This window comes from Pseudomonas sp. IPO3774 (genome assembly GCF_013386835.1).
GTDB lineage: Bacteria > Pseudomonadota > Gammaproteobacteria > Pseudomonadales > Pseudomonadaceae > Aquipseudomonas.
The window spans coordinates 142,066-157,270 of the sequence record NZ_JACAQY010000014.1 but is presented as its reverse complement, the minus strand read 5'-3'; the positions used below and the strand labels follow the sequence as shown (position 1 = coordinate 157,270).

The 15,205-nt window shown below is 61.6% G+C and carries 13 protein-coding genes; 8 read left to right on the top strand and 5 right to left on the bottom strand.

Translation table 11 applies throughout. From position 1 onward, the window contains the following. Window positions 1-61: 61 nt before the first annotated feature. Window positions 62-961 carry a DMT family transporter gene (locus HYE77_RS09190; protein WP_177068708.1) on the bottom strand — a complete coding sequence of 300 codons (900 nt, stop codon included), beginning with the start codon at window positions 959-961 and terminating at the stop codon, window positions 62-64. A 97-nt stretch (window positions 962-1,058) separates the two neighbouring features. Here HYE77_RS09190 and HYE77_RS09185 point away from each other — a divergent pair, with 97 nt between their 5' ends. Next, window positions 1,059-1,907 carry a LysR substrate-binding domain-containing protein gene (locus HYE77_RS09185; RefSeq protein ID WP_177068707.1) on the top strand — a complete coding sequence of 283 codons (849 nt, stop codon included), beginning with the start codon at window positions 1,059-1,061 and terminating at the stop codon, window positions 1,905-1,907. Here the strand turns inward: HYE77_RS09185 and HYE77_RS09180 are convergent. Continuing rightward, window positions 1,904-2,800, bottom strand: coding sequence for a LysR family transcriptional regulator (locus HYE77_RS09180; RefSeq protein WP_173883044.1), 897 nt, complete (start codon window positions 2,798-2,800; stop codon window positions 1,904-1,906). The two genes, HYE77_RS09185 and HYE77_RS09180, sit on opposite strands and share 4 nt — an antisense overlap. Window positions 2,801-2,897: 97 nt before the next feature. Here HYE77_RS09180 and HYE77_RS09175 point away from each other — a divergent pair, with 97 nt between their 5' ends. Then, window positions 2,898-3,551 carry an NADPH-dependent F420 reductase gene (locus tag HYE77_RS09175; RefSeq protein WP_008437644.1) on the top strand — a complete coding sequence of 218 codons (654 nt, stop codon included), beginning with the start codon at window positions 2,898-2,900 and terminating at the stop codon, window positions 3,549-3,551. Between the two features lie 85 nt (window positions 3,552-3,636). On the opposite strand, the gene mqo is transcribed toward HYE77_RS09175, so the two are convergent. After that, on the bottom strand, window positions 3,637-5,283 hold the full coding sequence (mqo, locus tag HYE77_RS09170) for a malate dehydrogenase (quinone) (protein WP_177068706.1): 1,647 nt from the start codon (window positions 5,281-5,283) through the stop codon (window positions 3,637-3,639). Between the two features lie 437 nt (window positions 5,284-5,720). Here mqo and HYE77_RS09165 point away from each other — a divergent pair, with 437 nt between their 5' ends. The 6 genes from HYE77_RS09165 (at window position 5,721) to HYE77_RS09140 (ending at window position 11,562) form a co-directional block, all read left to right on the top strand. Next, entirely contained in the window at window positions 5,721-6,299 is a 579-nt protein-coding gene (locus HYE77_RS09165; RefSeq protein WP_003218890.1) for a fimbrial protein, read from the top strand. A 67-nt stretch (window positions 6,300-6,366) separates the two neighbouring features. Continuing rightward, window positions 6,367-7,062, top strand: a complete 696-nt coding sequence (locus HYE77_RS09160) for a molecular chaperone (protein ID WP_003218892.1) — start codon at window positions 6,367-6,369, stop codon at window positions 7,060-7,062. Between the two features lie 41 nt (window positions 7,063-7,103). Next, window positions 7,104-9,680 (top strand): fimbria/pilus outer membrane usher protein, encoded by a 2,577-nt coding sequence (locus HYE77_RS09155; protein ID WP_177068705.1) that lies wholly within the window; start codon window positions 7,104-7,106, stop codon window positions 9,678-9,680. 1 nt (window position 9,681) lies between these two features. Further along, window positions 9,682-10,593, top strand: coding sequence for a fimbrial protein (locus HYE77_RS09150; RefSeq protein WP_236260813.1), 912 nt, complete (start codon window positions 9,682-9,684; stop codon window positions 10,591-10,593). Window positions 10,594-10,603: 10 nt separating this feature from the next. Beyond that, a complete protein-coding gene (locus HYE77_RS09145) occupies window positions 10,604-11,071 on the top strand; it encodes a fimbrial protein (RefSeq protein ID WP_177068704.1) in 468 nt (155 codons plus the stop codon). Next, window positions 11,068-11,562, top strand: a complete 495-nt coding sequence (locus tag HYE77_RS09140; protein WP_003218900.1) for a fimbrial protein — start codon at window positions 11,068-11,070, stop codon at window positions 11,560-11,562. The genes HYE77_RS09145 and HYE77_RS09140 overlap by 4 nt, the downstream gene beginning before the upstream one ends. Here the strand turns inward: HYE77_RS09140 and HYE77_RS09135 are convergent, their stop codons facing one another. Next, window positions 11,563-12,210: a response regulator gene (locus tag HYE77_RS09135; RefSeq protein ID WP_017477281.1), complete on the bottom strand. Its 648-nt coding sequence runs from the start codon at window positions 12,208-12,210 to the stop codon at window positions 11,563-11,565. It lies immediately after the preceding gene. Between the two features lie 28 nt (window positions 12,211-12,238). Next, window positions 12,239-15,136: an ATP-binding protein gene (locus HYE77_RS09130; protein WP_087693699.1), complete on the bottom strand. Its 2,898-nt coding sequence runs from the start codon at window positions 15,134-15,136 to the stop codon at window positions 12,239-12,241. Window positions 15,137-15,205 lie beyond the last annotated feature (69 nt).

Sequence of the window (15,205 nt, the reverse complement as noted above, 5' to 3'; positions counted from 1 at the left end):
GTGCCAACTGTCAGCTTGCTGAACCCACGGGCAGACAGCAGGTAAAGAAAAACTGACCTTTTCAAGAGGCACAGACTGCGACCGGCTGTTTCAGTCGCACCAGAATCAGCCCGGCCACCACCACGGCGATCCCTGCATACGTCGATGCATGAATCTCATCGCCAAACATCAGTGCCGCCCACACCAGTGTCACGGGAGGCTCCAGGTACACCAATGTCGCCACATGGGTAGCCGTCATTACGCGCAACAACATCCACAGGCTCAGGTAAGCCACGAAGGTAGAGAACACCGTCAGCCAAACGATGGAGATCAATACGTCGGGGGTCTGCGGAATGCTCAGCGTATCGGTGTACAGCACCGCTGCAGCAAAGCCGATCAAGGTCAGCAACGACTGGATAAACAACGCCAGGCTCAGGTCGCCGGAATCAGTGCGGGCCGCCCGCCGTTCGTACAGCGTGGCCACGGTCAGACCGAGTGCCGACACCAGGGGCAATGCATACATGACCCACCCGACTTCGGCCCCGCTGTTGCGGTATTGCCCGAAGATGACGATCGACACGCCGGCAAAACCGATCATCAACCCCAGCCACTGCCAGCCGCCGCTGCGTTCGGCGTGGCTACCCGATGACAGCGCCGCCGTCATCAATGGCTGCAGGGCCGCGATGATCGCCGCAATCCCCGGCGGCAAACCGTTCTGGATCGCCACGTAGACACAGGTCAAATAGAGAAACTGCGAGAGGAAACCCACCACCGCGTGATGGCGGATCTGTGCCCAGGAAACCTTCAGCAGCCGCACGTTCAAAAACAGCGCCAGGCACAACGACACCAGCAAGAAACGCCAGAACAGCACGTTGAACACGCCATCACTCCGGGTCGCCAGTTTCGCGCCGATAAACCCCGAACTCCACGACAGCACGAACACCGCCTGTAACAGCAACCGCCCCACGGTTGATCGCTTCATTGAGCCTCCGGTTCGCTTGATTGACCAAAAGGCTAAGTGCCGCGCATGATTCTGTATATTTGAATAATCTGTACCACTAATCCTTAAAAGTGGAATCATGAGCAAACAACTGAATATTGACCTGTTGCGCACTTTCCACGCGGTGGCCCGCTTCCAGCGATTCAACGAAGCGGCCAATCATGTGCATCGCAGTGCCTCGACGGTGACCACGCAGATCCAGAAGCTCGAAAACCAGGTCGGCCAACGCCTGTTCAGCCGCAGCAACCAGGGGGTTGAACTGACGATGTACGGCAAGAAACTCCTGGGCGAAACCACCGAATTCCTCAAGAGCCACGACCGCTTGCTGGCCTCCCTCACGCCGCAACGCATGCAGGGCAAGATTCGCCTGGGTTTGCCTGATTCTTACGCGCCAGACTTCATGCAGGAGTTCCTGCCCCGCCTGGTCGCCGACAACCCATTGCTGGAACTGGAGGTAGAAGCGCGCTCCAGTGGCGAACTGCTCACGCTGTTCGCCAGCAGGCAGCTGGACCTGGCCCTGATTGTCAGCGCCCAGCCGTTGGAACAAGGCGAGCGCCTGGGAGAAATCCAGCCGCTGTGGGTGGCCGCCGAACACTTCAGCTGCCCACCGCAGGCGCCACTGCCGATTGCCGTGCAACTGACAGGTTGCCCTTATCGCGCTGCAGCGATTCGAGCGCTGAAGGAGCACGGCACTTACTATCGGGTGCTGCTGGAAAGCGCGAGTTCGCCCGCTGTTGAAGCGTGTATCCGCAGTGGCATGGCGGTGGGGTTGGTGGAAGAAAGCCGCATGGGTAAGGGATTGACGCGCCGGATTGCTGGAGCTGAACTGCCGCCGCTGCCGCTGCATCACCTGTACCTGCTTGGCGACAGCAGCAACCTGTTGGCACTGCATCTGTATGAGCAGGTCAAGGCCGGCTTCAGCGTCTAGGGTGGTCCGAAACGCAACAGCACCGCATCGACAAATCGCCGCAGCTTGGCGGTGCGCTGGCGATTCGCGGTGTAGAGCAAATGCATCTGCCGACTTGGCGCCTCATAGTCCGGCAGCACTCGCACCAACTCACCGCTCTTGAGCGCCGAGCGTAAGAAATCCTCAGGCCCCAGCACAATCCCGAAACCATCCCGCGCGGCCGACATCAAGGCCCGGCTTTCATTCACGTGCAGGCGGCTGGCGACCTGGGCCTTGTGCAGGACGGCGCCTTGGTAGAACGACCATTCGCGATCAGCCGGACGTGACCAGTAGGCGTATCCCAGGCACTCGTGGTGTTCAAGGTCAGCGGGCGTCAGCGGCGTGCCGCGCTCGGCCAGGTATTTGGGTGCCGCACAGACCACCAGGCGGTAGGGCTGCAGCGGCCGGGCGGTGAGGCTGCTGTTCGCCAGCGGGCCGATACGGAACGCCACTTCGTAGCCCTCCTCCACCAGGTCGACAAACCGGTCGGTCAGGTGCAGGTCGATTTCCACCTCGGGGTTGTCGCGTAAAAATTCGGTCACCAGTGGCATCAGGCTGTAGGAGCCAAAAGTCACTGGGGCGCTGATCTTGAGCTTGCCCCGTGGTGTGTCATTCATGATCTGGGCGAGGGAGTCTGCGGCCTCTGCCTCTGTCAGGATATGTTTGCAGCGCTCGTAGTACGCGCTTCCCAACTCCGTCAGGCTTTGCCGGCGTGTGGTGCGGTTGAGCAGGCGTGCGCCCAGCCGCCGCTCCAGCGCCGCCACATGCTTGGCTACCATCTGAGGCGACATTCCCAGGCGTTCGGCAGCACGGGCGTAGGACCCCAGTTCGGCAGCCATCACAAAGGCACTCATGCTTGAAAGGCGGTCCATCATTCACCACTCCCAGTAACAACACCAAGACCAGAACGGCCATTTATCCTCATCCAGTAGCCAATCATCATAACGTCTCTCTCAACTCAGGAGCACCGACATGAAAATTGGCATTATCGGAGCAGGCTTTATCGGACGCGCCGTTGCGCAGTTGGCGTTGGCGGCCGGCCATGAAGTGATGTTGAGCAACTCCCGCGGCCCGCAGTCGATGAGCAGCGTGCTGAGTGGCATTCGTGGGGTTCAAGTGGGTACTGCGCAAGACGCCGCGCAATTTGGCGAACTGGTCCTGCTGGCGATTCCGTTCGAACATTACCGCAGCGTGCCGGCGCAGTGGCTGGAAGGCAAAACCGTGATGGATGCCAACAACTACTACCCGAACCGCGACGGCCATATTCCCGTGCTCGACCGCTTTGAAACCACCACCAGTCGGTTGGTGGCCGAGCACCTGTCGCAATCAAATGTGGTGAAAGTGTTCAACGCTATCCTGGCGCCGGACCTGACCCAGGATGCTCGCAGCCGCGGCGCACCCGACCGGCGCGCGCTCCCGGTCGCGGCGGATGACCCGGCAGCCAAGGCGCAAGTCATCGCCCTGCTGGACGAGATCGGCTTCGACGCCGTAGATGCCGGTGGGCTGGATGAGAGCTGGCGGTTTGAACGCGCCAAGCCGGCGTACTGCATACCTCTGGATAAAGAGGGACTGAAGGCAGCGTTGGCAGCTGCAGAGCGGCAGGTCGAAGTACCCGCTCATTGGTGACACCTGCAAAAAAGCCCGCTGACCGTCACCGGTTCAGCGGGCTTTTTACGTTGCGCAGGCCCTGAATCAGGACCTCACCAACGTCTTACAGCGCGAGGTCAGAAGCTGGCTTGCTCGGCTCAGCCGCAGGCTTTGCAGCCTCGGTGGCTTTCGGAGCAGTCAGCTGCGGAATCGCAGGTGGAGGCGTCAGCTGCAGAATGTTGGCGGTGTAGGCCCATTCTTTAGCCACAGCTTCAGGGCTGTCGTTCAGCTTGGTGCCGTAGCTAGGCACGATCTGGTGCAGCTTTTCCTGCCAGGCCGGGGAAGCAACCTGTTCCTTGAACACTTTCTGCAGCACGGTCAGCATGATCGGAGCCGCGGTGGACGCGCCTGGCGATGCACCCAGCAGGCCGGCGATGGTGTTGTCGGCGGAGCTGACCACTTCGGTACCGAGTTTCAGGACGCCGCCCTGCTCTTCGTCACGCTTGATGATCTGCACACGCTGACCGGCTTGCCACAGGCGCCAGTCTTCTTTCTTGGCGTTCGGGAAGTACTCTTGCAGCGCCTTGAAGCGGTCGTCATCCGACAGCATCAGTTGGCCGGCGAGGTACTCGACCAGTGGGTATTCGCGGATACCGACTTTGGTCATTGGCCAGATGTTGTGGGTGGTGGTGCTGGTCAGCAGGTCCAGGTACGAGCCTTCTTTCAGGAACTTGGTCGAGAAGGTAGCGAATGGGCCAAACAGAATCACGCGCTTGCCATCCAGCACGCGGGTGTCCAGGTGCGGAACCGACATCGGCGGTGTGCCAACGGAAGCTTTACCGTAGGCCTTGGCCAGGTGCTGCTCGGCAATCGTTGGGTTATCGGTGACCAGGAACGAACCGCCAACAGGGAAGCCCGCGTATTCCTTGGCTTCAGGAATGCCCGACTTCTGCAGCAGGTGCAGTGCACCGCCGCCCGCGCCGATGAACACGAACTTGGCGTCGGTTTCCGTCTTGGTGCCGTCTTTCAGGTTCTTGTAGCTGACACGCCAGGTGCCATCGGCGTTCTTGGTGATGTCCTGCACTTCGCTCGACAGTTTCAGGTCGAACTTCGGCGTAGTTTGCAGGTGAGCGACGAACTGGCGCGTGATCTCGCCGAAGTTCACGTCCGTACCGATCGGGGTCCAGGTGGCCGCGATTTTCTGGTTCGGGTCACGCCCTTCCATCATCAGCGGAACCCATTTGGCGATTTGCGCCGGGTCCTCGGAGTACTGCATGCCGGCGAACAGCGGGCTCGCCTGCAGCGCTTCGTAACGCTTCTTCAGGAACTTGATGTTGTCATCGCCCCACACGAAGCTCATGTGCGGAGTGGAGTTGATGAACGAACGCGGGTTCTTCAGGACGCCCTGCTGAACCTGCCAGGACCAGAACTGACGGGAGATCTGGAACGCTTCGTTGATCTCGACCGCTTTCGGGATCTCAACGTTGCCGTTCTTGTCTTCCGGGGTGTAGTTCAGCTCAGCCAAAGCCGAGTGACCGGTACCGGCGTTGTTCCAGCCGTTGGAGCTTTCTTCGGCCACGCCATCGAGGCGCTCGACCATCTCCATCGACCAGTCCGGTTGCAGCTCATTGAGCCACACACCCAGGGTTGCACTCATGATGCCGCCGCCGATCAGCAGCACATCGACTTTCTTTGCCTCTTCCGCGTGAACGGAAGTGATCCCCATCGACAAAGCCAGCCCCAGCAGGGCAGTGTTTACTTTTTTAAACATCAGTAGCACCTATGATAAAACGCCATCCGCCCCACTGCCCCTGATCATGGGCAACCCTCAATCACGCTGCGCCAGGCAACGCACCGCGGGGTGTGCACATTCATTCGGGGACCGCAGGGTGGGCACACAAGGCCGACGTATCGACCTCACTTTTATGTCCCTTCTGCGCTGACTTCTTATCATTATTGGCTTCAGCTACCTGGGCGCCAGCTAACCACCGGGACGTATACGGGTGTACGTACTCGATAGAGGCTAGACCAAGATGGCGCGCAGAATATCACGCTCGGCGCCTTATATGGACTCAGCGGTCGGGCGGCCATCAGTTCGCCAGTTTTTAAGATCCGTCTCATGTGCCTCTAAATCACAGCATTGCACTATGGATTGGCTTACCTGACGGGTAGGCAGACAACCTTCCTTCTCTTAAAAGAGGCACTGCAATGCTGAACAAACTGAGCCAACTCACCCTCGCCTGCGGCGCTTGCTGGTTGCTGGCCGGCACCGCTCAGGCGGCGGACGGGCAGATCGAATTCACCGGTTCCGTCACCGATAACGCCTGCACCATCACCACCGGCGACGTGAACAAGTCGGTGACTCTGGACCCGGTGCGCATCGCTGACTTCGCGCCCACCGTGGGTTCGGTGCTCACCGATAAAGCTAAGCCGTTTTCCATCAGCCTGGACAACTGCAGCACCGCGACCCGTAAAAACGTCGCGATCACCTTCAGCGGCCAGCAAGACGCCAGCGACCCGACATTACTGGGCCTGACCGGTGAAAACCAGGTGCGCGGCATCGCGATCCAGATCACCGACTCCCGTAACGGCAACAAACTGCCACTGAACACGCCGACCGCCGATTACGACCTGCGTGCACAGTCCAATACCTTCGACTTTACCGCTGCCTACGTGCGCACCGTCGCCGACACCACCACCGGTGAAGGCGACGACGCGGTGACCACCTCCGGCATCAGCACCGGTCAGGTGCACGCGCTGGCCAGCTTCGACGTTACCTACAAGTAATTGCTCGTCAACACCGTGGGCCAGGCGTTCGCGCGCCGGCCCGCGGGCTTCCGGAGGTCCCCCTGTCATGCGTTTGAAAGTCTATCTTCTGCTCGCCCTGCTGCCGCTCTGGCACAGCGCCGCCAACGCCGCCGTCACCGTCGGCGCCACGCGACTGATCTACGACGGCGCTTCCAACGAAGCCAACCTGAGCGTCAGCAACCGCGACGACACCTCGCCTTACCTCGTGCAGTCCTGGGTCAGCCACTTCGGCAGTGGCAACGAGGAAAGCGTCGATAACTTTATCGTCACGCCGCCGCTGTTCCGGCTGGATGCCGACAAGGAAAATATCCTGCGCATCATTTTTACCGGTGGCCCAGAAGTGCCCCAGGACCGCGAAAGCCTGTTCCTGATGAACGTCAAGGCAATCCCGGCCATGAGCGACGATCAAAAAGGCAAGAACGTGCTGCAGATCGCGCTCAAGACCACGATCAAACTGTTCTACCGCCCGGCCGGCCTCAAAGGTTCGCTCAAGGACGCGGTGGCGCAAGTGAACTGGAAGGCCCAAGCGGGTGCATTGGCCGTCAATAACGCCTCCAAGCTGCACGTGGTGGTCAGCGAACTGAAGCTCAACGGCCTGCCGATCACCCAGGCGCCGGATGTGCTGCGCCCAGGCGAAGCGCGTGAGCTGCCGATCCAGGCAAAGGCCGGCGATGAAGTGCAACTGAGCTACATCGATGACTACGGCAGCATCGTGACCGCCCCCGTCATCCGCATTCACTGATACCCACGCGACAACCCCGGAACGCCTTTTCAGGAACGACCATGCTCCGTTCATTCCCAGTCATGCGCCGTTGCGCCGTGAAGGCTTTCGGCTGCCCGCTCGTGGCCGCCGCCGCCTTGCACCTGGCCCCCGCACACGCCGGCTACGAGTTCGATGCGTCGTTTCTCGAAATCGGCGGCGGGCAGAGTTCGGCCGCTGTGAAACAACAGGTCAGCGCCATGAGCGACGGCCAGTTGCCGGGGATTTACCGGGTGGATATCCAGCTCAACCAGCGCTCGATCGAACAGCGTGATGTGCGTTTCATCCGCGCCACCGGCACCCAGGAACGCTCGAGCACCGGCCTGTTCCCCTGCCTGGATGTCGAGTTCTTCCGCGCCCAGGGCGTGGCCGACACGGCCCTGCAAAACCGCACCGACGCCGACCCCACCTGCATTGCGTTCGATCAGGGCCTGGCCGGCGTGAGCTACGACTACGACTTCAACCGCCAGATCCTGTCGATTGAAATCCCACAGGCCTACCTGGGCAGCATCCCTTTTGAAGTGCGCCGTCGGCAATGGAGTAACGGCGAACAGGTGGCCTTCACCAACTACAGCTTCACCGGCAGCACCGTGGAGTCCGATACCGGCCGCCGCCAGGACCAGTTCGGCAGCCTGAGGAGCGGCGTGAATGCCGGGGCCTGGCGCCTGCGCAATTTTTCGACCTGGCAAAAAGGCAGCACCACGCCCGGGCGCTGGGAGTCGCTGGAAACCTACGCCCAGCGCGACATGGGCAATATGATGGCGATCGCCACCCTGGGCGATTCCACCACCGAAGGCGACCTGTTTGACGCGATCCCCTATCGGGGGCTGGGCATCGCCTCTGATCTGGACATGCTGCCCGACCAGGCCCGCGAATTCGCCCCGGTGATTCGCGGCATTGCCAATGGCCGCTCGCGGGTGATCATCCGCCAGCGCGGCTATGTGATCCATGAGCAATGGGTGCCGTCGGGGCCGTTCGCCTTGACCGACCTGTACCCCACCGCCAGCAATGGCGACATCGAAGTCACCGTGGAAGGCCCGGACGGCCAGCGCCAGGTCTACACCCAGTCGTTCTCGTCGGTGCCCTACATGCTGCGCGAAGGCCAGCAAAGCTATTCGGTATTCGCCGGCCAATACCGCCCGGCGCAATCGTCCTTTGTGCAGCAAACCCCAACATTTATCCAGGCCTCCCTACGACGCGGTTTGAGCGGCAGCACCACGCTGTTTGGCGGCAGCCTGCTGAGTAATCAATACAACGCCGGCCTGCTGGGTTTTGCCCACGACTTTGCCGGCTTTGGCGCGATCTCGGTGGACGTGACCCACGCCCGCAGCGACGCCGTGGGCCGGGAGAAAACCACGTCCAGCGGCCAGTCGTTTCGCTTTCGCTATTCCAAGTCCCTGGCGGCCACCGACACCAACTTCAGCCTGATCGGCTACCGCTACTCCACCGGCGGCTACTACTCGTTCAACGAAGCGCTGAACAGCCGCAGCACCGAGCAAACCCTGGACACGTACCGCAGCGGCCACATGAAAAGCAACTTCACCGCCAACGTGTCGCAGCAATTGGGCGGCTACGGCGGGGTCTATGCCAACGTGTCGAAAACCGCCTACTGGGACAAGAGCAAGGCCGACACCTCGATCCAATTGGGATACAGCGCGAGCGTCGGGGACATTTCCTACTCCCTTGGGCTGGGCCTGAACAAAGGCGCCAACAGCGACGACCGCAGCCTGTCCCTGAGCATCAGCATGCCCCTGGGCGGCACGCGCAGCCAGCGCGTTACGGCCAACATGAACCAGAGCGCGCGGGGCTCGGCATCACGCACCGCGACCCTGAGCGGCAACGCGTTCGAGGACGATACGCTGGCCTACAGCGCGGGTGTGTCGCAGCAAGTCAGCGGCGCGCAACGCCAGACCGGCGGCACCTTCGCCGCGCAATACGACGCGCCCAACGCAATTGTGCGCGGTGCCTATAACGAGACCACCGGCAGCCGCCAACTGGACATGGGCGTCGAAGGTTCGGTGGTGGCGTATGGCAGCAACCTTATGTTCAGCCAGCCATTGGGCGAAACCAATGTGATCGTCGCCACACCGGGCGCCGCCGACGTGGGCATCAGCAACAAGCGCGGTGTGCGCACCAACAGCAATGGCTACACCGTGGTGCCGCAGGCCCTGCCCTATCGCAAAAACCGCGTGTCGCTGGACACCCAGTCGATGCCGTCTGACGTCGACATCGCCGAGCCGGTGCAGGAAGTCACGCCAAACCGCGGCGCGTTTGTACTGGCCGACTTCGACACCCGGCGCGGCCAACGCATCCTGTTTCGCATCAGCGACCCCCTTGGCGAAGCAGCGCCGTTTGCCGCCCGCGCCGAATTGTTTGCCCCGGATGGCCGCGCCCTCGGCAACACCCTGGTGGCCGACAAAGGCCGCGCGTTCCTGACCGGCGTGCCGCCCGAGGCGCGGTTGTTGGTCAGCGTCGACGGCCAGCCGTGGTGCAGCCGTGAATTGAAGCTGGACGAAACATCGCCTGCCGACGGCGGCATCACCCAAATGAATATTCAATGTGAGCGCGCGGCCGGTGGGTCGGGTGCCAAGGATTCCTGACATGATCGTTAAAGCAACACATAAGGTGCGTGGACGGCTGATGCTTGCGCTGTTGTGCGCAGTATTGAGCTGCCTTTCACAACAGGCGCAAGCGTTGGTCGAAGGGAATCTCAACTGCACAGTGCCAGGCGTTCCGAGCGGCGGCTACACGTTTACACCGGGCCAGGCGATCAGGATCGTCTTCGAGGGCACGTGCACCGTTCGCCGCGCATTCCCCTATTCAGCCGGTTTAAATACGCGAATCAACTACATGAGCGGCCCGAATCAAGCCCCGTTGAGATGGTCCGACCCGTATAACAACATCTATTTATACGATCTGAATATCGGCCAATACAGCCGCAATTGCCTGGGCGGCTACTGCCGGCCTTTACCCCTTAATACTGTGGTGCCTTACCGCTACATTCTGGTGGGCACAGCACCCCAAACTGCAGGCACACGTTGGATAGGGGTGTTGCTGGGCGTTACCTCGGAAAACTGGCTGGGTTATGGCGAGTGGTTTCTTAACACAGGGTTTTCATACACCGTAGTCCCGCCTGCCTGCAGCCTGAGTTCACCCGGCAGCGTCAACCTGCGCTTCGGCTCTATCAGCAACAGCGACCTCAATAACCAGATGCAGTCGACCACAGTGTCAATTAAATGCTCGGCGCAGATGCGAGCCAACGTCTACCTGCTTCCAAACCAGACGGTAGTCAGCCCTACTACCGGTGTGACGCGCACCTCGCTGGCAGGTTTGAACATGCAGGCGCTGTGGACCGACACCCTGAACCCGGTGAACTTCACTACCCCGCGCTTTATGCAGTTACGCGTGGGCAGCAATGACGTAAACCTGAGCTTCAAGCCACAACTGGCGGCCGGGCAATCACCGACGGGTGCGTTTCAGAGCCAATACACGCTGAACATCGACTATCAATGAGGGCCTTGCCATGAAAACTCCACTGCTCGCCCTGATGCTGCTCGGCAGCACCGCTCACGCTGCCGACGTGGTGAATATCACCGTCAGCGGCACCCTCACCCGCCCACCGTGCGTATTGAGTACCGGCACAACCCTGACCGCCGCATTTGGCGACGTGCGTACTGACCAGGTGGCGACCACCGGCACTGTGGAAGTGCCGGTGCGCTTGAAGTGCTCGTCGGGTTCTTCGCTAAATGTCAGCTTCACGTCCAATAACGGCACCTACACCTCCACCGTGGCCAAGACCACGGCGGATAACCTCGGTGTGTCGTTGCTGTGGGCGGACAACACGGCGGCAAACCTCAATGGCACCGTCAAGAAATACACCAACCTCAGCGGCGACGTGGATATCAGCCTCAAGGCGCAACTGGTCGAACGCGGCACGCTGGCGCCGGGCGCGTTCACCTCGTCGATGGTCATGACCCTCAATTACCTATGAAAGCGCTCGCCTGGATGCTGCTGGCCGTAGCCAGCACCGCCCTTGCGCAAGCGGCGGAAGAAGCGCAGATCGACGTCAGCGGCAAGCTGACCGCACCGCCGTGCACCGCAAGGTTTCCGAGTACGCAACAGGTGGACCTGGGCAAGGTCAACCTCAACCAGTTGGCCGACGGCAGCACCGTCGCCACCGATGTGCCGCTGGTCTTCGACTGTCAGGCGGGCGCTCAGGTCGAGCTGAGTTTGTCGGCGGGCATGGCCCGGGCCCTCACCGTCAGCCCGGTGCTGCTCACCAATCTCCCATCCCTGGGGTTGCAGGTGCAATTGCGTGACAAGACCGACAAGCCGGGGATCGGCCTGGGCCAAACCGGCACCTGGCCGGTAGAAGACGAACCGTTGGCGCTGACCCTGCGCGTCAAGCCCGTGTCCCTGGGCGAGCTGCCCGAGGCGGGTAGCTACAAAGCCACCCTGTTGATGCAGATGACGTACCGCTGATTACTGAAACTGCCGGGCTTCGATGCAATAGGTCAGCAGCGCCTGGTCACTGTCCACCTCCAGCTTGCGCATGGCCGAAATCTTCTGCGCGCTGACGGTCTTGTTGCTGCGGCTCAACTGCCGCGCGATATCGCTCACGCTCATGCCCGTCACGAATAAACGCAGCACTTCCATCTCCCGTGGCGACAGGCTCTGGAAGCGCGCCTGCACCTGGGTCACATTGGCCAAGACCGAAGTCGCGGCGGGCTCCGGTGCGCGGTAACTGCGCTGGGCACTGATCGCGCCGAGGGCCTTTTCGATCTCGCCGTGCAGGTGGTTCTTCTGGATCACCCCGGCCACACCCAATTCCTGCAAGCGGGTGAGAATCAGGCTGTTGGAAATCATGGTCAGCACCAGCACCTGGGTCGCGGGAAAGTGACGCAGGATGTACTCGATCAGCTTCAACCCATCGCCATAGGTGTCGTCACCCGGCATGTTGAAATCGGTGATCAGGACTTGCGGCCGGTGCTTGCGCAACTGCTCGATCAGTTGACTGGAACTGACCGCCTCGCCCACCAGGCTGTAGCGTGAATCACGCTGCACAATTTCGCGCACGCCCACCAGTACGATCGGGTGGTCATCGGCGATCACAACGTTCATTTCTCGCATTCTTTATCTTCCTTGTAATGGGCTTTCATCAAGTTTGCGACTCTGCCAGCAAGCACTGCGCAACCGCTGTAAGCCGTGCGCACACGCCTCGAATCTGCGTGGTGGCGTATGTATCCAGCGGTGCGTCGTACAGGGTGTTCTCCCATGCCTGACAAGCGCTGGACAGTTCCCCGGCACGCACACTGGCCAGCGCGCCGTTGAGGCTGTGCAAACGCTCACGTACGAGGGTGGCATCGCCGGCCGTCAGGCCTTGTTCGATCTGCTGCACATCCACCAGCAACGTGTCGGCCATCAGTTGGCGCATGGCCGGGGAAAGCTCGATCCAGCCTTCGCGGTCCCGGTCCACCTGCACCACCGGCAAGGCCGTGGCTCGCCGGCAGTGCGCCATTAACGCCTGGCGCAGCATGCTCAGGCTCAGCGGTTTGACCACCCACGCGTTCATGCCCACCGCCAGGCAACGCTCGCCCTCCTCGCGCAGGGCATTGGCGGTGACGCCGATGATCGGCACCTGGACGCCTTGTTCACGCAACGCGCGGGCCAGGTCGTAGCCGTTGAGGCGCGGCATATTGATGTCGGTGATCACCAGGTCGAACGGCTGCGAACCCCAGATTTGCAGCGCATGCTCGCCGTCACGCGCTACGGTGGGGTGGGCGCCAAGGGCCTCGAGCTGTTCTTGCAGCACGGCCTGGCTGACCGGGTTGTCTTCGGCGACCAGCACGCGCACGTTCAGGCACGGTGCGTCCAGGCACGGCGGCATCGGCGGTTGTTCCGCAGAGGGCAGGGTTTCCTGAAGCACCGGCAAGGTGATGAACAGCGAAAAACTGCTGCCCAACCCTGGCTCGCTGACCACGCGCATGCTGCCGCCCATCAACTCACTCAAGCGCGAGCAGATAGACAGGCCCAGGCCGGCGCCATTGCCGTCCTGGTCGCCCGCTACCTGATAAAACGGCTTGAACAACTGGTCCAGCGCCTTTTCCGGAATGCCCACGCCGGTGTCAGTGACCTGCCATTGCAGGGTCACTTTATCGTCAAGTAGTTGCTGCACCATCAGGCGCAAACGCACGCGCCCGGAGTCGGTGAACTTGATCGCGTTGCCCAGCAGGTTATGCAGGACCTGCCGGATGCGGCCAGCATCGCCAAGCAGTTGCGGCGGTAGCAGCGGGTCGATCTCGGCATCGATCTGCAAGCCTTTATTGCGCGCGGTCGCGCTGAACGCCAACACCGATTCCGCCACCAACTGGCCCGGGCTGAACGGCGCCGCTTCCACGGCCATTTGCCCGGATTCGATTTTCGATACATCCAGTACGTTGCTGATCAACTGGAACAGCACAGTGGACGAACCCTGGATAATTTCCAGGTAGTGGCGCTGGCGCTCGCTCATGTCGGTCAGGGCCATCAGTTCCAGGTTGCCGAGCACGCCGTACAGCGGGGTGCGGATTTCATGGCTCATGGTTGCCAGGAACACGGTTTTGGCCTCGTTGGCTTCGGTGGCTTCCTGGCGCGCCTGGGTCAGCAACTGGGCCTCGTCCACGTGTCGGGTGATGTCGTTGCAGCCGCAGAGGAACACGTCCTCACCTTCGTACCGCGCCGCCACCACCACGACCTGCAAGTACCGCCCCTCCACCGCCAGGCACATCTCGCCGGGGGTATCCGGGCCATCGTTGGCCTTGAGCACGTCGAGCAGCGGTGCGGTGCCCTGCAATTGCAGCGCGCGCTGGTTTTCCAGGAGTAACTGGTGATCGCTGCGGCGCACTACGCACAATCCCACCGGGGCGTTGTGCAGCATGATGCGGTTGAATGCCTCGCTCTCGAACAGACGCTCCTGCGCGCGTTGCGCCGGGCTGACGATGCGGGTCTTGTACCAATGGTTGATCCACCAGCCCAGCAGCACGGCCGCCAGAAACGTCAGGCCAAGGCCCAGCAGCGGCCATTTGGCGTAGCGCAGGAAATCCTGATAGCTGATGGCGTACAGGCCGGTCCAGTGCTCGCCACCCTCGCTGAGCATCTTGAAGCGCAAACCCTGGCTGTTGAAGCTCAGGCCCAGGGGCGCCATGTGTTCATCGCCGAGGCTGCCGAGCAACACGTCGCCCTGGGGCGAGATCAGGGTGAACTGGTTGTAGACCGACAGTTGCAGTACTCTCTCGATTTCGTCGACCTGCGAGGTGTCCACCACCGCCGCCAGCGTGAGCAGGCCCTGAGGCTGATTGGCCGGCAATACGGCGGCAGGCGCGTCGAGGCCGATCATCGCGACCACGCTGCGGCTGTTCTGGTACAACTGCGGCGGCGCACGCATCCAGCGCACGCGGCTGTCGGTCAGCAGGAGGCTTTGGCTCTGTTGCAGTTGCTGCAAGCGGCTCACCACGTCGCGGTACTGCTCGCGCAACAATGGCTGGTGCTGGCGCAAGCCGCCCACGCCGGGCACGGCCAGGCTGGCGACGGCATTGGGGGTGAACACGAACAGCTGCGGCGAGGCGTAAAACGAGCTGGCCCAGTAGCCGCCGTAGTAGTCAGTCAGTTGCACGCCAAACGCCAGTGCCCGGCGCGTGTCATCCGCCGAGAACGTCTCGGCGTGGGACAAGGTGAAGGGTAGCGACATCGCAAACCCCTTGGCCTGCAACACCACCTGCCCGCCTTCGTGCTGCAACTCCACCACCGAGGTCGACTGCACGGCCGGCAGCGGCGGCGCGTTGCTGCGGCTGTAGCCACTGGCCACGTTGCGCAGGAACGCCTCGTGCTCATGGATGATCTCCACCACGCGGGCGAAGTGGAACTCGACCTTTTCCTGTTCAGCGTCGAGCAACCGCGACACCGCCCAATAGCAACTGCTGGACAGCAACAAGGCGAGCCCCGTGAGCAATAACAGGGCTTTGTTCAAGCGTTGAGAGCTTTGCGCCAGCTTGTCCAGGCGCAGACTTGCATGTTTCATCGTCAGTACCGCAGAAGCCTGAATCAGGATATGGGGCCTATGCTTGATCCCGGCATTGGCCAATAACGC